Source organism: Myroides sp. C15-4 (assembly GCF_050522745.1).
Classification (GTDB): Bacteria; Bacteroidota; Bacteroidia; order Flavobacteriales; family Flavobacteriaceae; genus Flavobacterium.
Map to the genome: position 1 here is coordinate 1 of NZ_JBMVQX010000036.1, position 18832 is coordinate 18832.

An 18832-nucleotide genomic window follows, 5' to 3' on the forward strand; every position below is an offset into this window, starting at 1 on the left:
GTCTAACAGCTTGAAGCGCGTAACCGCTCCAAGGTTCTTCTAAACTAGTTTGATATGAAAAAAAAACTACAACAAGTAGGACTTGTAGCAGCTGTGTTATTGACCGCAGTGACAGTAGGCTATGGTCAAACAGGGAAGAAAAAGCGAGCAGATCAAAATTTTGATCGCTTGGCCTATGCTAATGCGATTGAAATTTATGATGGCTTAGTTAATCAAGGGTATATGAATACCTCAGTGTTGCGAAATTTAGCCGATTCGTATTACTTCAACGGCAAGTTAGCCGAGGCGCATCAATGGTATTACGAACTCTTTGAAGGGGATTACAAAGACAAGGATCTCGCTGGCTTGCCCTCTGAATACTATTACCGCTACGCTCAAACATTGAAAAGTCAACAAGAATATGAGCAAGCGCAAGAGGTGATGGATTTCTTTTATACCTTAGAACAAGGAGATTCTCGTGCTGTTTTGTACCATGAGAATCGAAATTACATTGCGCAAATAGCCAATAACTCGGATCGCTATGACATCAAAGCGTTGGAGTTAAATAGCCCATACTCCGATTATGGAGGTACTCTTGTAGGTAATGCTTTTGTTTTTACTTCGGCTCGTGCAACTGCCACAGCGAAAGGAAGTGCGATTCATAGCTGGACCAATGAAAGCTACACGAGTTTGTATAGTTCGCAGGTAAGCAGAAATGGATATGGCGAACCCGTTCGCCTGCCAATGGCCAATACAGCAGTTAATGAGGCAACGCCCGTGTTTACCCAAGATGGTAAAACGATGTACTTTACGCGAAACAATGCTAAGAATAATGGAAAAAGCAAAGAAAATAAAGACCATACTTCCTTACTTAAAATTTACAAAGCAGTAAAGCAAGTGGATGGAACGTGGGGACAGGTGGAAGAATTGCCGATTAATTCGGATGATTTTAGTACGGGACATCCTGCATTAACCCCTGACGGTAAGTGGTTGTATTTCGCCTCAGATCGCAAAGGAGGTAAAGGACAATCCGATTTGTATCGCGTGGCATTATTTGAAAATAGGCACTATGGCTCTGTTGAAAGCCTAGGAGACGTAATCAATACGGAAGGACGAGAGAGCTTTCCTTTTATTTCCTCAGATAACCAGCTGTATTTTTCCTCAGATGGTCATCCAGGCTTAGGAGGATTGGATGTTTTCGTTTCTAAACTAAATGCTGACGGTAGTTTTGGGCCTGTAGTGAATATGGGGGAGCCAATCAACAGCCCTTTAGATGATTTTAGTTTTTATGTGGAAGCTGAACAGAACAAGGGGTTTGTTAGTTCAAATCGCCTAGGCGGTAAGGGAAAAGATAATATCTATACCTGGACAGAAAAAATATGTCAGCAAACCCTTGAGGGGATAGTGTATGACAAGCAAACCAAAGCCCCCATTCCCTATGCTACGGTTGTGATTTCAACTGAACTGAATCAGCATGGGGATACGCTGCGTACCAACAGTAATGGATATTACACAATTCCCCTGTTGAATTGTGGCGTTAAATATCACATAAAAGCAGAGACCGATTCGTATAATACAATAGCTATCGCATTTAATCCCGATAGTAAACCTGGATTAAAAACGATGGATATTGGCTTGGAAAAACAAGAACCCCCAATTGAGGTCAACACAGACTTAGCAAAATTGTTAAACCTATCGCCAATTTACTTTGATTTTGATAAATCGGTTATCCGTTATGATGCTTCGATTGAACTGATGAAGATTGTGGAAGTGATGCAAAAGTATCCAACATTAAAAGTAGACGTGCGTTCGCATACGGATAGTAAAGGAAAGGATGCTTATAATTTGAGCCTATCGGATCGTCGAGCCAAGTCTACGATTCAATGGATTATTAAACAAGGTATTGCTCCAGATCGTCTAACTGGACGTGGATATGGAGAAACACAACTCATCAACCGCTGTAGCAATGGTGTTCGCTGTAGTGAAGCCGAACACCAAGAAAATCGACGCAGTGAGTTTATTGTAGTTGCAAGATAAAACCAAAGCGAATTACTTTTTTTATATATAATCGTGCTGTGCGATGTAAAACATACAGCAGTATTGAAGGGAGACGCAGTTAGTCTCCCTTTTTTTTATGTATCTCAACCAGGTGAATGGTTGAATTATTCTGCTGATCAAGACCCTATACCACAGATTTTTAAATCAGTAAACTGTTGGCTATAAAAGGAAGGAAAAAAGTAAATCATGCCAATTCTACTTCTTTTTAGTTGTCTTCTTCCTATTGAATAGAGTCGATAATCAGATATAGCGGTTTCTTTTTGGCGTGAATAGAGGGAATTAAAACCACAACGCTAGAACCACACATATTAAGGGGGACTTTTAGCATGGAGTAGTACATAAAAAATAAAATACAAGGACAATACGTAGTAGAAAGCGAGAAAATGAGTCGCAAGAACAGGAGAATTGAAGATGATACTGCCTGCTGATTTAAAAAAAGAAGGGGATTTAGGGATTAGATAATGAAACAGGGGATAAAAGAGGGATTGAATAACGAAGAATACTTGGAAGTAAAGAAAAAAAAGAATGGACTCTTTTCTTTTTTCTCAACTGCTTTAGGTTAAAGCAAAAAATAGAAAATACTAGGGGATCAAAGTGATGAGTAGCTTTTGTACGAATTGTTTTTTTGTCGTGTATGTCGAAGATAAGCTCTTTTTTAATAAAGTGTTTTTTGTATTTTTTTTAACAAAAGTTAAATCATGTATCATTGTGTTTTTTTTGATGTTTTAATGTTTTTTTGATTCTTTTTTTAACTTTTTTGTTGCATAGTTTTGAATATCGATATGTATGAATAGGTATTCACAACCATTGTTTAGGATTGTACCCGATGCGATTTTGTAGTATAGAACAATAGAAAGCAATGGGAAAAGAATAAAAAAAAACTTGTACTCAAAAGGAAAACAAGAAAAAATCAAATTCTATCGACAAATATGAAAAGAAAATTATTGACCATTACTGCCTTGCACGCTCAAGTGGAGATAGGAACAATGAGACTGGATGAATCTGTCGAAATACAAGATGAGGCTGAGCGAAATTTTATTCATTCACATGTTGGAATACCTGCATGTTCGGATGATTTAATCGGACGTCTTGTTTCAGAAATGAGGAAGAAGGGCTAACCGATGAAAAGAGAGGGTGATCCATAGATCAAGATCTAAATATAGTGGACGTTACAGGATGAGATTGAGTGTTGCACACCGTTGAAAAAAAAATAATGCTATGAAAAAATACGTTCAAGTATTTGTGTGTTTTTTGGTTGGAGTCTTGCCCAGTTTTGGGCGGGCTCCTTATCAAAAAAAATTAGTCAATCACAGTACCTTGATCCTTAGTAAAGATGTGGTAGAGAGTACCACCTACGAATTTGACACTTTACTTAGCAATGGGGTTCAAACTGCAGGCTTGATTTATTACAGCAGCAATTTCAGCAACGATAATCTATGCGATCCCAATGCAGGGGGAGTAATGAGGCTCATGCAATTAAAAAATGAGCGTACTCACATTTAGCAACTAATTAAAGTAAATCGAAGTGAAAAAAAAGAAAATATATAAAGGGATTGGTCTAGTACTACTAGGTTGCGCCTCTACTCAGATGCAGGGTCAACAAGATCCGCAATACACCAACTATATGTACAACCATACCTATATTAATCCCGCTTATGCAGGTAGTGAACAAGGGTTAAACCTTTTTGGGTTGTATCGCACCCAATGGGTGGGATTGGATGGAGCTCCTAAAACAGCCACCTTAGCTGTGGATACCCCATTGGGCCGTTCAGGCTTGGGCTTGGGAGTAAACTTTACCAACGATCGCTTGGGTGCAATGGATGAAAATACGTTAGCCGTGGATCTATCCTATGGGATTGATCTGAATAGCGAATATAAACTCGCTTTTGGACTAAAGGGCTCAGGAGGTTTATTGAATGTTGATTACAATAAGCTGAGTATATACGAAGAGCGCGATCCTGTAGTTGCCAATAATGTAGACAATTCCTTTAGTGCAAATTTGGGTGTAGGTGCGTTTTTATACTCCGAGAAGGCCTATGTAGGCCTATCTGCTCCGCATCTGTTTACCCAATCGCGCTATGACGACAACGCAGTCAATACCCTTCGCCAGCGCATGCATTTGTATGCAACAGGAGGCTATGTATTTGATTTGAATTACAATTTGAAATTTAAACCAGCGGCTATGGTCAAGATGGTAGCAGGAGCGCCGCTTCAGGTTGATTTAAGTGCGAATTTTATGTTTAGAGAGAAGTTTACCTTTGGAGCGGCTTACCGCTGGGATGCATCGGTTAGTGGCTTAGTTGGTTTTCAAGCGTTAGAAAATCTCTTAATTGGTTACAGTTACGATGCTGATACAACGAAGTTGGCTCGTTACAACTCCGGTTCTCATGAGATTTTTCTTCGCTTTACTTTGTTTAACAGCTTGAAACGCGTAACTGCTCCAAGGTTCTTCTAAAATAGGTTAGTATGAAAAAACACGTACGACAATTTGGACTTGCTACAACTGTGTTATTGACAGTAGTGACAGTAAGTTATGGCCAAATAGGAAAGGAAAAGCAAGCAGATCAAAATTTTGATCGCTTGGCCTATGCCAATGCGATTGAAATTTACGAAGGCTTGGCCAATCAAGGCTACATCAACACATCGGTATTGCAAAATTTGGCCGATTCGTATTACTTCAACGGAAAGTTAGCTGAAGCCCATAGATGGTATCGTGAACTTTTTGAAGGAGATTATGCAGATAAAAGTATTCCACTATTGCCCTCTGAATATTACTATCGCTATGCTCAGACGCTGAAAAGCCAAAAGGATTACGAGAAATCACAGGATTTGATGGATCAGTTTTACAAGTTAGAAGGGAGTGACTCTCGGGCCAATTTGCACAATACGAATCGCGATTACTTGACTCAGATTGGTCGTAATTCGGATCGCTATGACATCAAAGCGTTGGGAATAAATAGTGAATATTCGGATTACGGAGGAGCTATTGTGGGGAATGCTTTTGTCTTTACTTCAGCTCGTGCAACGGGTACAGCGAAAGGAAGTGCGATTCACAGCTGGACCAATGAGAGCTATACGAGCTTGTATAGCTCGCAAATAAGCAAAGATGGGTTTGGAGAACCTGTTCGTTTGCCCCTGGACAATACGAGTATTAATGAAGCGACAGCTGTGTTTACACAAGATAGTAAAACGATGTATTTTACGCGCAACAACGCCAAGAGCAATGGAAAGAGTAAGCAAAACAAAGCAAATACGTCCTTATTAAAAATATATAAAGCAATAAAGCAAGAGGATGGGCAGTGGGGACAGGTAGAAGAATTGCCAATTAATTCGGATGATTTTAATACCGCCCATCCTGCTTTAACTCCTGATGGGAAGTGGTTATATTTCGCCTCAGATCGCAAGGGGAGCTTAGGACAATCGGATTTGTATCGCGTGGCTTTGTATGAGAATGGCAGCTATGGTCCTGTTGAAAACCTCGGAAAAACGATTAACACCGAAGGGCGAGAGAGTTTTCCTTTTGTTTCTTCAGATAACCAGCTGTATTTTTCCTCAGATGGCCATCCTGGTTTGGGAGGATTAGATGTTTTTTCCACTCGTATTTACCCCGATGGAAGCTACGGTCCCGTAGTGAATAGGGGAGAACCGATCAACAGCCCTTTAGATGATTTTGGCTTTTACATCGATGTTAAGGAAAACAAAGGATTTGTCAGTTCAAATCGCCCAGGAGGAAAAGGTTCAGATGATATCTTTTTTTGGGTTGAAAAACCGTGTAAGCAAAATCTAGAAGGAACGGTGTATGACAAGCAAACCAAAGCACCCATTCCCTATGCAAGGGTTGTGATTTCGGATGGATTATATCTGAAAACCGATACCCTACACACCAATAGCAAAGGATATTATATCACACCTCTTCTCGATTGTGGCGTTAAATACCGCATCAAAGCAGAGGCAAATACCTACAACACCACGGAAGTAGTAGCCTTTAATCCCGATAATAAACCAGGAACGAAGACTGTGGATATCAATTTAGAGCAAACAGAAGTTCCAATTGAAGTCAATACAGATTTAGCCAAATTATTAAATCTATCGCCGATTTACTTTGATTTTGACAAGTCGGATATCCGCTATGATGCCTCGATTGAACTGATGAAGATCGTCGAAGTGATGCGAAAATACCCAACGATAAAAGTAGACGTTCGTTCTCATACGGATAGCAAAGGAAAAGATGCATACAATTTGAGCTTATCCGACCGCCGTGCCAAGTCCACGATACAATGGATTATTATGCAAGGTATTGACCCCCATCGCTTAACAGGACGAGGGTATGGAGAAACGCAACTGATCAATCGCTGTAGTAATGGTGTTCGTTGTAGTGATACTGAACACCAAGAAAATCGACGCAGTGAATTTATTGTAGTAGAAAAATAGTATAAAGAGAAAGCAATTTTTTTTAAATCATCGCGCTGTTGGATGTAAAATAGACAGATGAAGTTTAGAAAGCTCCTAGACTAGGAGCTTTCTTTTCCAAATGAAAGTAAAAGAAGCAATGATAAATAGTAGATGGAGTGCGAATTATCACAGCATATTAAATGCCATGGCACAAATTTTGGTCGTCTATTGTTAAGAAATAGGTGAGTTTGACTTACTCCTATTATTTTGAAGTGGTTCTGAAAATCTTTCTTTCTTTTTCTTGTTGTGACGTGTATATTTTATATGAAATTATCTAGCGAATGTGTTGAAGATGGAGCATAAAATTGGTTGTGAATCTTTGCGAGATAATGAAGTATAAGGTAATGATGTTTATAAACTTAGATAGATAAGTTAAGAAGCAAAGTTTATTTGTCCTTAATTCTGATTATTATGCCCTTACAAAATTTATTTCTTATTCTATTATTACCCATTGTTTTTTATGAAATACTAACCGCTTGTTTTAAGCAAGTATCCCATACAAAGCGAATAGCTTATAAAACAATGACTTGGTTTAGTTTTTTTGTTCTTTTCCAACTGGTTTTAGTCATCTATGAAGATTTATTAGTGGGTCATGTTGTTCACTTTCCAATCTGGGCCTTGATGTTTTTATTTTATGGTCCATACCTCAATTTGATTGTATCAACATGGTACTTCAACGAGCAACAAATGAAATACAGCAAATACGCTGGTGATTTTTACACTATGATGTGTGTATTCATTTGTGGACTATTCATCATTTTTATGAAGGCTGATTTGCCCTATGTATTTGAAGGAATGGGCGGAGTATTAGTGCTGTCCTTTGTGTATTACGGGATTACTGTAGGAAAGAAAGTAACAGCAAGAAGTAGTGAGAAAGAAGTAAGGCATAAAAAAAGCAGGAAAGTGGAAAGGTGGATTCACCTAAGCGTAAGTCTTGTATTAGTCTTGCTCTTTTTTAGTATTTCTCAAGATGTAAAATCTTCTGGCTTGCTATTTCTCTTGTTGTTTTATGTGTCGCTCGCTTTTTTGCGAAAAAATATGGAAGAAAAAAATAGCATCAACATCCTTGAAGGAGAAGATCAAGAAGATCAAGATCAGGAAGATTGGGAAAGAGAGGACGTTTACGCCATGGAACAGAGCGAATTGAATCAACCCAAGTATGGACAAACGAAATTAAACGAAATTGTTTTACAACGTTGTAATATTAAAGTTCAAGACATCATTATCGAAAATAAAGCCTTTTTAGATGCCAATTTTAAAATGACGGATCTCGCTACCCAAACTAAAATATCACGCTATTATTTAGCGCAGTATTTTAACGTTGTTCACCGAATGAATTTTAGAGAATACATTAATAAATTGAGAATTGACCATGTCGTTCAATACATTAATAATTCCAATAAAAAGGATAAGCTAAGTGTAAATGACTTATTCGTTGAGAGTGCATTTAACTCAAAAACTTCCTTTTTTAAAAGTTTTAAACACGTACTGGGATGTACCCCTTTTGAATACCTAAAAAAATGCCAAGATTAAGTAAAAAGAAAGAGACCGAAAACGAATAGTAAAAGACAAACAGTAATACGAATTAAGAATAAAAAAAGTTGATCTACTTTTTTATGTAGTCCAATTGATTTGTATAGAGTAAGAATTATTTTTAAAATCATCGTATTACTGTCTTGTTTTTTAGATGCGAATTGAGCCAAAGTAGTAGTGTTTACCTGTTCATGACATTGATTGTTGTTTAAAATATGTGTAAACAGGTGAAAATAAATATAATACCCGCTCATAAGACTCTTTCTTACGTTATATCATGAGGCCATTTTGGAGGTCTAACAAGGGGAATAATATAGAAGAGGTTGTGAACAGTAAATCTGTTGTTTCCTAGAAGTATTGCCCATTCTTTTATGGGCAAACTTCTTTTTTTAGCAGCAGAAAGTACGAGATAATAAACACCAATCCTGTATATAGCAAAGGATTATTTAGTAGCAATAAAGTAAAAAAAAGAAGGACAAAACAAACAATACTGAATGATCTTATAGGACTAGAACATATAAAGAGAAAATAATAACTAAATAAAGAAAGAAATGAGAGATAAAAATTGATCCAATCTATGAACAAAATTACACAAGCTCGATACTAATACTAATTTAAATAATACAGCTATCTAATTTACTAGAATTGAATCCTTTCCTTTTTAGTGGATTGCTTAAAAAAAAGAATACTATGAGAAAAATAGCTAGGCGAGAAAATGTGATTCAAACTTCTTCTTCCGAAGTTTTAACCAGATTAAAAGTGTTATTAGGGGTAAGAACAGCCAAAGAATTAGCTGAAATTTTTGATTTGAAACCCAATACTATTTCGTCTTGGAAAAAGAGAAATACAATGTCCTATGCAAAGGTTATTGAGGTCTGTCATCATTTTAATATTGACTTAAATGAATTGTTTTTTAGCGATTATCAAAATGTGTCCATTGATAAAAGTTATCGAAATATTCCAATTATTTATATTGAAGATTATTTGGAGTACTATTTGAGTATGTACGCAAAACCCAAAAAATTAAAACAAATCTATGTGCCTAAACAAGTGAGTTTTGATATTGTTATACAGCTGTATACAACAGTACTGGATCAAGTAAGTGCCAAATTAGTATACGCATTTTGTAAAAAAGTGCAATTTACAGAGATCAATACGAATGAAAACTATGTGTTTCTACTAAAGAATAAAGGTTTTCAAAAATACAATGTGATCGAAGTAGATAAAAAAAACAATAGAGTTAATTTACACAAGGAAACCGAAGAATTAAGTTGGGTTAATGCCAAAGAAGTTGTAGAGGTCTACCATTGTATCAACTTCTTATTTTGCTAACTATAGATAAATTTTCCCCCGAAATTAAAAGAATTTAAAATATAACGTGTTTGCGTATTCATCCCCTTACAGCAAAAAAATAGTACAATCTACAGCATACTAATTTTTAAAAAAAGAAGAGAACACTCTTCTTTTTTTTATTCCTTTCAGTTAGATAAAAAAAATGAATACAGAGAAGGGGGGGCAGACCATGTAAAAACAAAAGCTTTTTTACTGTGGTGAAAATACCCATTAAAACAAGTAAATAAAGCGTCGAATATGTTTTGATTGGCGTAAGGGCTAAAAGGTATACCACTTTTATACCATCGATGTTTCGTTTTTTCTATTAAAAAAACGGACAAGAAACACAAATGCCTACTTTTTTTGGGCAATCCTCTTTGCTTTTCTAAATTTTAGAAGGATAGAACCTACTGCTTCAGTCTCAAAAAAGACAATTAATTCATTTTTTTAGAAATGAATGGCTGTAAAAATGAAATTATTTAAAAAAACACCCGTGGTATTTTATGAAAATGTTTTTTTGTAAATCTGTGTATTTTAAGTGCTTGTTGGTTTTTTATTAAAAATTTTACGATATGTAAAAACACATGTACAGTTTTACACTCATATTTTTACACTTTTACAATCTTATTTTAGACGGGGGTAATTTCTTTGCCTCTAGAGAAAAGTAGAAACATCCACAACTTAGTTGAGGTGATTTTAGGTTGATTATCACGCTTCATGCTACAAACTGATTTCACTTAACGGATGAAGCGGAATAAATTTTTGTTACAGAAAAATAGAAGTGACTTCCCTTATATAAAATCACATGCATTAGGTATAAAAAAAAGGAATAAAAGTTTACTCGATCAAAAAATTACCAGGGTGATACAGTTGAAAAAACAGGAAGTTATTATAAATAAATGTACAACTAAATAATGAAAAATAAAGTGCTACAAGAAAATCAAAACATTAGTTCTTCAATAGAAGTGTTAACTAAATTAAAAGTTTTATTAGGCGTCAAATCAAGCAAACAATTGGCGCATATTTTTGAATTAAAACCCAATACTATTTCATCTTGGAAGAAGAGAAATACACTTTGTTATGCTAAGATCATTGATGTATGTAAACAGCATCAAATCGATTTGAATGAATTATTCTACTCTAACTATCCGAATAAAGCAATTGAAAAATACTATATCAATGTTCCGATTATCTACATCGATGATTATTTGGAATACTATTTGAGCATCAAAACAAAACAGCAAAAACTCAAACAAATTTACCTGCCAAAAAGTTCAAATTTTGACATCATCATCCAGTTATATACGCTCGTAAAAGAAAAAGAACAGCCTCAATTAATTTATGCGTTTTGCAAAAAAATAGACCATTCGCTACTTGTTGAACAAGAAAAATATGTTTTTTTCGTACAAAATAAAGGATTTCAATACTTTAAATTGATTGAAATTAGCAAAGATAAAAGTAAGTTTAAAGTAAGAAAAGACGAGCAAGAATGTATAGAGGTACTCGCGCAAGACGTCATTGAAATCTTTAAATGGAAGGATTCCTTGCTTTGCTAATAAAAGGGCAAGGCTAAATAGAGTTGGGAAAACTTCACCTAGTTGAAAAACTAAAAGCTAAAAAGAAGGTAAACAAGAAAGCAAGAAACATAAAAATAGACAGTAATGGAGCTACTGAAATATATTTTGATTTCCATTCCGATGATTTCTTCTATGACGTGTGGAAGTATTTTACTAGTCGTTTTTTACAAAAACCTATCCGTAACAGAAACGCCAATTTTACAAACGCTAGGCGGGTATTATGGCGTGTTTATTGTGCTGTGGTTTATCGATAATCTCACGCAAAATCAACTCATTATTAGAATCAGCTTACTGCCTATTATGTTTCTTCTTGTTACCTTATCTCAAGTTTTTTTTTATCACTTCGTGTGCTTCTTTACACCAATGAAAAAGAAATTTAACTATTTTCATTATGTGCAAGCCGTTTTTTTGGGAATTATGGCCTATGTTTTTTTGTATGTCCTATCCAAAACAGAAGGATTTCAAACATTAGACCATCAGTTTCTCTTATCAAAGTGTTTAAGCATTTGTATGGGAGTCTGTATTACCTATTATACTTTTTTATTTTGGATCCGAGTATATAAGTATCATCAGGAAAAATCAAAGTTTGGGAAGGAACAACTCAACTGGATTCACCTATTGCTCTTGGGAAAAACCATTTTTTCTATTCTTATCTTATTGAATAATAGAAGTTTACTAGTGTACGCTATGCTCGTCTTCGTGTTTTCTTTTAAGCATATTGTTGTGACGTTCAATATATTACAAGAAAAAAAGCAAATAAAAATTCCACAACAGTATAAAACCAATATTATGTTGTCTTCCGGACAAATTATTAGCGTAGATCAAATGGGGGCGCAAGACAAGGATGTATTGGAATCTACGTTTGTTCATCCCAATGAAAGTGCAAGTAATCTATTAACACAACAAGAAATTGTAACGTATTTTACACAGAGCAAGCCCTATACAGACAAAAATTTTAGACTAGAAACATTGGTGAATCATTTTGGTGTAAATCGAACCTATATGTCAAAATTTATTAACGTTACCTATCATTGTAATGTCAGTCAATTTATCAATTATTGGAGATTAAAAGAAGTGGAGTACTTACAAAAAACAGACCTAGATAGTAGCCTCGAATACTTAGTCGTTAAAGCAGGCTTCTCTGATTATAGACATTATGTGAGAGCAATAAAGAATGCAGAAAAAAGACAGCGATTTTAAAGAGATTACAACAAATGGATTATGACTTTTTTTTTATAGGGATCTCTTTTTCGGCTTCTGTTTTTTCTACTTTTTTATGCCTTGTTTTACTCGGATTGAAGTTAGCAAAAAATACCTCCGACTTGGTAGTGAAACAAGTGATTATTATTTTGATTTCCTTTTATGCTATAAGTATCTTTTTCTATAGTACAACCTTTTTTGAAGCCTTTAGTCTGGTGCATTTATCGTGTATAAATGGACTGAATTTTCAAACGGCTCTATTGATGTCCTTGCTATTTTATCACTTCATCTTTGTATTGACAAGGTTGAAGAAAGCTGAGAAATTTAATTATTTCAACTATGTTGCCTGTTTTGTTATTGGGCTTTTGGTTTATTTCTTTCCATCCAATGAAGGCAGAGAAGATCTGGAGCTCTTATTCTCTGAAAATGGATTTCTCGCCTTTCTGATTACCAAGAAAGAGATTCTAATAGCAAGCATGTACAATGTCATGTATCTTATTTTATCGCTGTATCGCTTGATGCAATACCGCAAAATTATTAGCAATTACTCTTCTGATGAAGAACAAGACGCTTTGTTGTGGTTATATCCCATTTTTGTGCTTGGTTTTTTGTTGTTGCCAGGATCTATCGTTTTCTACGTGATCCCTGTAGTGAAGAATAATCTATTCTTAGGTCAACTCATGCCCAACGGTTTGTTTATGTTTTTTGTCATTAGTCTTTGCTACAATGTTTTTTGTGAAAACTTCGCCCTAGGCACAGAAGATATACTTGAAGAAACCATAACCGCAAATAAATTGAAAAAAACAAAAGAAAAAGAATTGTTCATTGACAAAGATATCTTTGAACAATATATCGCCGATAAAAAACCGTATTTGAACCCCCAGCTGAAAATTACAGATTTGCTCTATGACCTTATGACCAATAGAAGCTATTTGTCCCAGTTTATCAATACAACCTATAAAATGAATTTTTCACAGTATATTAATCATTGTAGGTATCTCGAATACCGCAATATACAAGCTACTTTAGATTCTAAGAAGAAAACACAGGAAGACATTATTTTAGCCTGTGGTTTTAGAAGCTATGAGAGCTTCAAACGCACACAAGATTCCTTTATGGAAAAAGAGGTGATCAATCAACGCTAGGACTAATTTCCACTCGTTCTCCTTTCTGTACCTAACAAAGAAAATGATTCGATAGACAAGATAGGGCTTAGGAAATAGAATTTTCCTATGCAGAAATAAGTTATTTCTTTACAAAAGTGCTTTGAAAAGCACGGAAAAAGGGTATTTTTGTTTTCACAATTATTAAAAAAAGTATTATGTCAACGATAGAAAGAACAAAGTGTTTGATTATTGGATCAGGACCTGCAGGGTATACAGCAGCGATTTACGCCGCTAGAGCTAATATGGCACCTATTTTATACCAAGGATTACAACCGGGTGGACAGTTAACAACAACGAACGATGTAGAAAACTTCCCTGGATATCCTGACGGTGTTACAGGCCCTGAAATGATGTTGCAACTTGAAGCTCAAGCGAAACGTTTTGGAACCGACGTAAGAGATGGATGGGTAACAAAAGTTGACCTAAGTGGAGCGATTAAAAAAGTATGGGTAAATGAAACGACAGAAGTCCACGCAGATACAGTAATTATCTCGACAGGAGCAACGGCAAAATACCTAGGATTACCTTCAGAACAGCATTATCTAAGTTTAGGTGGCGGTGTTTCTGCCTGTGCAGTATGTGATGGATTCTTTTACAGAAACCAAGAAGTAGTAATTGTAGGTGCTGGAGATTCCGCTTGTGAAGAAGCACATTATCTTTCTAAACTTTGTAAAAAAGTTACCATGTTAGTGCGTAGCGATAAATTTAGATCTTCTAGAATTATGGAAGATCGTGTACGCAATACCGAAAATATTGAAATCCTAATGAACACTAGTACAGTAGAAGTATTAGGTGATGGAAATGTAGTGACGGGAATTAAAGTGAAAAACAACGAAACAGGAGTGGAGACTGATATCCCTGCAACTGGATTTTTCGTAGCAATTGGACATAAACCCAATACAGATATCTTCCAAGGACAATTAACAATGGATGAAACAGGCTATCTAATCACTACAGGAAAAACAAGTAAAACCAATATTGAAGGGGTTTTTGCTTGCGGAGATGTGCAAGATAAAGATTACAGACAAGCGATTACAGCTGCTGGATCAGGTTGTATCGCAGCATTAGATGCTGAGCGTTACTTAGCCTCAAAAGAATAAATGAAGAGGTAATAGCCCATAAAAATAACGTCTTAGCTGACTTACTATTGGAGGGTTATCCATATATAATAAATTAGGGATGAGACAGTTGTGTTTTATCCCTTTTTTATAGGTTATTTTTTATGTCTTTATTTGAATTTAGTGGAGCGCATGATAAGATATTTTTATCTTTGTACTTTAAAACCTCGACATGCTTTTATTAAAAAATATATCGTTTAGTTATACCGCCAATTATACCGTTATAGACGCCATTGATTTAGTTATTGAAAAAGGGAAACACGTAGCTTTACTAGGTGAAAGTGGATGTGGAAAGAGCACCCTCCTTAAATTAATCTACGGATTACACGATCTAGATCAGGGAGAAATTTTTTGGAAAGACAATCAAGTTCTCGGTCCAGCATATAATTTGGTTCCTGGAATGGACAATATGCGCTATCTCGCTCAAGACTTCGATCTTATGCCACATACGACAGTGGCAGAAAATATTGGAAAATATCTATCGAATTTTAATCTCGAAAAAAAGAAAGCTAAAATTGCAGAATTACTGGACCTCATTGAAATGACAGCATTCGCAGATGTTAAGGTTAAGCTGTTGAGTGGCGGACAACAGCAACGCGTAGCTATCGCTAGAGTCCTTGCAGTTGCTCCAGAGGTGCTGCTGCTGGATGAACCGTTTAGCCATATTGATTATGCGCGTCGAAGCGTTTTGAGACGTAAAATATTTTCCTATTTAAAAGAACACAATATTACGTGTATCGTCGCAACCCACGATAGTATGGATGTATTGAGTTTCGCAGATGAAACCATCGTCCTCAAAGAAGGTCGTGTCGTTGATTATGGAGATACACAAGACCTATACGAATACCCTTCTGATAAATACGTCGCTACGTTATTTGGAGAAGTAAATGAACTGTATATTTCCGATTTTACACCCGATACAAAAGAAGATGAAGTTTTACTCATCTATCCACATCAATTGATGATCTCCAAACAAAAAGGAGTATTGGAAGTTGAAATTCAACAAGCGTATTTCTGTGGAGACGGATACCTCGTTCACGCGCGTTTTAAAAATAATAGAGAATTGTATTTCAATCACCCTGTCGATGTACAAGTGGGGACACAAGTGAAATTAGCACTAAAGAAATACCACTAGTTTATTGGAAACGAGAGAGGGGAAATGAGAAAATCGTAATAACAAGAGGACATTGACCAAGCTGAATGAAAATAAAATAAAAGAGCGAAAGATTTTATCTTTCGCTTTTTTATTTTACCATTTCTATTCTCTCATCTCCCAAAAAGTTATTTCTGAATTAAATCTAATATTTTTATGCCCAAAACTACGCCATGCGTTGTTTTTCGATCTGAAAAAGAAGTGAAATAATCGATTCTAAAAGGCCTAAACTTACCAAAACCAAAGTTGTTTAAACCAATACCAAATTCCTTATAAGTGGGTTGGTCAGGGGTGTGCAGGAGGTGAAAACCTACAATAAAAGAGTACCTTGTTTTGTTCAAAAGGGGGATTTTATTGATTAAAAAGCCGCGAAAATCGTGTTCCATGTGAAATTCTACATAGGATTTATTCGTGCTATATTCGTAGTAAGGCAGTAAGTTAAACTGTTTATTGTATATAGAAGAAGAACCGATAAAGGTTTGATTTCCATTAAAGTGCTTGAAGTCGGTAAATGGAATTTTATTCTGTTCAAAGAATTGTCCGATCGAAATTCCGGTGTACAACTCCCCAATAGTTCCTATGTTGTTTTGATATTTCGTTGCAATAGACCCAAAAGTATAGCTAAAGTGTCGATTTGTCGTATTCAACGCTTTCGCTAGATGTACCTCTAATACAGGATATTTGGACTGTTGGATGTACTGTTTTTTATTGGGATAACTGATTGTCTTTTGGTCAAATACCACTTGTACATTCATTTGAAGCTTGACAACCTCGTTATTTTGGAACGATGGAGATTCAAAATCTGTCGGGTCTAGTGGATTGTTGGACGTAAAATCCAAGGTAGGTACAAACGGAGGATTTTGAATGTTGTTGTATAAATTCTTTCGATACGCATATTCTAATCGCGCTTCAAACTTAAAGTTAGTAAAAGCGTATTGGCTGTAATTTAGCGCAAGAAACTTTTTCTGAAAGTACTTAGCATAGTTCTTCCCAAACCAAGCAGAGGCAAATGAGTTGATGGGCTTTTTAATCGGATCATCTTGATTGAATTGCTCAATTGCTTCGCCTGCCTCTACGCGGAGCGTACTGTAGTTTTGTTGATTAAATACATGGGAAGCATAACCAGAAAATCGAAACTTATTTTCGCTAAATCCATAGCTAACATTCACACCATACGAAGTTGCCGCATTATCAGCGCGCAATTTCGTATAATCTAAACCAGAGGTAATATTAAACCCCTGTACAGCATTGAAAGCAAAAGTAGACAGTAAACCGTGATAACTATAGGTGGTGTTTTTAAACGAGTTGACGTATTTATAGCCCTTAATTAGTTTGAATACAGTAAAGTTATTCGTTCTTTTATCAATAGAATCTAGGATGGTTTTGGTGTCATCTGTTAAGAATATTGACTTTTGATCGAAGTATTTTTTTTCACTCTCCAGTAAAGTAAAAGGACGAATAGCTGCTAACTTCTCTTCTTCATTGAGGTTGTAATCTGTGGTAAACGTTAAATATTCATTGGTTTTGTTCTCCATCAATTGCGCTGGTTTTTCCGTATAGTGTGAAAAACTGCTTTCAAACTTGCCAATGAAATCAAAAACGATGAATTTTCCATCAAAAACAAGGGTTTGTGAAGCCTTTACATGTGCATCAAGCGAAGGGGAATGCGTATAGGTCTGCTTGATTTGCAAATTATTGACATTCTTTACATTGACGTTATTACCCTTCATCTTCGCGTAAAAAGATAGTACCTGCCAGTTTTTACTGGTAAATTCAATATATCCTTCCATAATGGGTTCGCGGTCGCGTTTGGGCGTAAAGTAAATGCGATATACTGTTTCATCCCCCATTTTGTCCTCCGAGATAATATCAAAAAAATAGTACGTATTAGCAAAAGGCAGTAGGGGAGAAATTACATTGATTCGTTTAGATACCTCAGCACTAAAAATATTGAAGTCATTGTCCGTTCCTGTCAAAAACAAAAGGTCTTTCGAATTTCCTCTTTCCTGTAAGGCATGAACTGTCTCTTTACTCAGAAGTTTATTGCGATAATCTAAGTCTGAAGACATTTCACTGAGGTAGATGAAGTTACCTGCCTCTTCGCTGTCAATATCTAAGGCAGGATCTAAGTCCTTTCGCTTTTGCCCTAAATAAGAAGCGCGTTGGGTGTTTAATTGCAGATCCCCTTTGGCGTAATACGAAGCTTGGTAGTTATTGGTACGCTGTTTAAAATGAGCATAAACCAAAGAAAGTAAATATGGCGCGTAATGATCCTGTTGTTCTGTATAGAGAATATTGCGTCTATCCAAAGGAATTAAGGGAATAATCCATCCATCTGTTTGATTCTTGTATTTTATTTTTTGGTTTTCATAGCCTTCTTTTTGGATGTAAAGCGTTTCTTTTGAATCCCAATTGATAGTAAAAAAACCAGCATCATCAGTTTGTGTATGGTGAACTGTGCCAGGAATAAAAACCAAAACTTGACCAATTGGTGTGTGGTTTTCTGTGGTAATTCGTCCCGTAATGGTTTGTCCATACCCAAAACCTCCTGCTAGTAGAACGAAGAGGAGTGAAAGATATAAAGTGATTTTATTTACACGTATATTCATTAATCTTGAAAAGCACTAAGCGCTAATTCATAACTTTTTAGACCAAATCCCAATATAACACCACGACAAGCCGCTGCTAATTTAGATTCTTTGCGAAAAGACTCCCGTGCATGTGTATTGGAAATATGAACCTCAATCACTGGCGTTGTAATCGAAGCAATCGCGTCACCCAAGGCAATCGATGTATGCGTATACGCACCTGCATTAAAAACAATACCCGCATAGCTGAAACCAACCTCGTGTAATTTGTCAATGAGAATTCCTTCACTATTGGATTGAAAATAAACCAGTTCAAGCGTTGGGAATTTATCTTTTAATTGCTCAAAATAGACGTCAAAACTAGTATTACCATAAATAGATGGTTCGCGTTTACCTAGTAAATTTAGGTTTGGACCATTGAGAATTAATATTTTCATGTATCGAATTTTGTAGTACAGTAGAACAAATATATTTAATATTAAGGTTGTTTAGACAATTGGGGACTAATATTTGAGCGAATGAAGCAATTAGTTTCCATTCATTTTGAGGCTGTTAAGAATTTTAGAGATTTTGTATTACATTTTTTATAGGAATTAACTAAATCTTAACGATTACTGATAACGTAATAACTGATTGATTTACAATGTCATGTTAAAAAATTAAATATCTAAGGTTT

General features: G+C 35.7%; 14 protein-coding genes. 12 read left to right on the forward strand and 2 right to left on the reverse strand.

From position 1 onward, the window contains the following. Positions 1 to 54 precede the first annotated feature (54 nt). The 12 genes from ACPDHL_RS13690 (at position 55) to ACPDHL_RS13745 (ending at position 15550) form a co-directional block, all read left to right on the forward strand. Positions 55 to 2016, forward strand: a complete 1962-nt coding sequence (locus ACPDHL_RS13690) for an OmpA family protein (RefSeq protein WP_430533316.1) — start codon at positions 55 to 57, stop codon at positions 2014 to 2016. A gap of 950 nt (positions 2017 to 2966) precedes the next feature. Beyond that, entirely contained in the window at positions 2967 to 3155 is a 189-nt protein-coding gene (locus ACPDHL_RS13695) for a hypothetical protein (protein WP_430533317.1), read from the forward strand. 100 nt (positions 3156 to 3255) lie between these two features. Next, a complete protein-coding gene (locus ACPDHL_RS13700; RefSeq protein WP_430533318.1) occupies positions 3256 to 3540 on the forward strand; it encodes a hypothetical protein in 285 nt (94 codons plus the stop codon). A gap of 22 nt (positions 3541 to 3562) precedes the next feature. Continuing rightward, positions 3563 to 4492 carry a PorP/SprF family type IX secretion system membrane protein gene (locus ACPDHL_RS13705; protein ID WP_430533319.1) on the forward strand — a complete coding sequence of 310 codons (930 nt, stop codon included), beginning with the start codon at positions 3563 to 3565 and terminating at the stop codon, positions 4490 to 4492. An 11-nt stretch (positions 4493 to 4503) separates the two neighbouring features. After that, a complete protein-coding gene (locus ACPDHL_RS13710) occupies positions 4504 to 6468 on the forward strand; it encodes an OmpA family protein (RefSeq protein WP_430533320.1) in 1965 nt (654 codons plus the stop codon). Between the two features lie 432 nt (positions 6469 to 6900). Beyond that, on the forward strand, positions 6901 to 8022 hold the full coding sequence (locus tag ACPDHL_RS13715; RefSeq protein WP_430533321.1) for a helix-turn-helix domain-containing protein: 1122 nt from the start codon (positions 6901 to 6903) through the stop codon (positions 8020 to 8022). 690 nt (positions 8023 to 8712) lie between these two features. Further along, positions 8713 to 9354 carry a helix-turn-helix domain-containing protein gene (locus ACPDHL_RS13720; RefSeq protein ID WP_430533322.1) on the forward strand — a complete coding sequence of 214 codons (642 nt, stop codon included), beginning with the start codon at positions 8713 to 8715 and terminating at the stop codon, positions 9352 to 9354. A gap of 914 nt (positions 9355 to 10268) precedes the next feature. Then, complete coding sequence (locus ACPDHL_RS13725; RefSeq protein WP_430533323.1) at positions 10269 to 10910, forward strand: helix-turn-helix domain-containing protein; 642 nt, start codon at positions 10269 to 10271, stop codon at positions 10908 to 10910. A 105-nt stretch (positions 10911 to 11015) separates the two neighbouring features. Then, positions 11016 to 12131: an AraC family transcriptional regulator gene (locus ACPDHL_RS13730; RefSeq protein ID WP_430533324.1), complete on the forward strand. Its 1116-nt coding sequence runs from the start codon at positions 11016 to 11018 to the stop codon at positions 12129 to 12131. A gap of 14 nt (positions 12132 to 12145) precedes the next feature. After that, on the forward strand, positions 12146 to 13276 hold the full coding sequence (locus tag ACPDHL_RS13735) for a hypothetical protein (RefSeq protein ID WP_430533325.1): 1131 nt from the start codon (positions 12146 to 12148) through the stop codon (positions 13274 to 13276). A gap of 176 nt (positions 13277 to 13452) precedes the next feature. Continuing rightward, a complete protein-coding gene (trxB, locus tag ACPDHL_RS13740) occupies positions 13453 to 14397 on the forward strand; it encodes a thioredoxin-disulfide reductase (protein WP_430533326.1) in 945 nt (314 codons plus the stop codon). 190 nt (positions 14398 to 14587) lie between these two features. After that, on the forward strand, positions 14588 to 15550 hold the full coding sequence (locus tag ACPDHL_RS13745) for an ABC transporter ATP-binding protein (protein WP_430533327.1): 963 nt from the start codon (positions 14588 to 14590) through the stop codon (positions 15548 to 15550). Positions 15551 to 15696: 146 nt separating this feature from the next. Here the strand turns inward: ACPDHL_RS13745 and ACPDHL_RS13750 are convergent, their stop codons facing one another. Continuing rightward, on the reverse strand, positions 15697 to 18177 hold the full coding sequence (locus ACPDHL_RS13750; RefSeq protein ID WP_430533328.1) for a DUF5686 family protein: 2481 nt from the start codon (positions 18175 to 18177) through the stop codon (positions 15697 to 15699). After that, a complete protein-coding gene (gene aroQ / locus ACPDHL_RS13755) occupies positions 18177 to 18593 on the reverse strand; it encodes a type II 3-dehydroquinate dehydratase (protein WP_430533329.1) in 417 nt (138 codons plus the stop codon). Before aroQ ends, ACPDHL_RS13750 begins: the two co-directional genes overlap by 1 nt. Positions 18594 to 18832 lie beyond the last annotated feature (239 nt).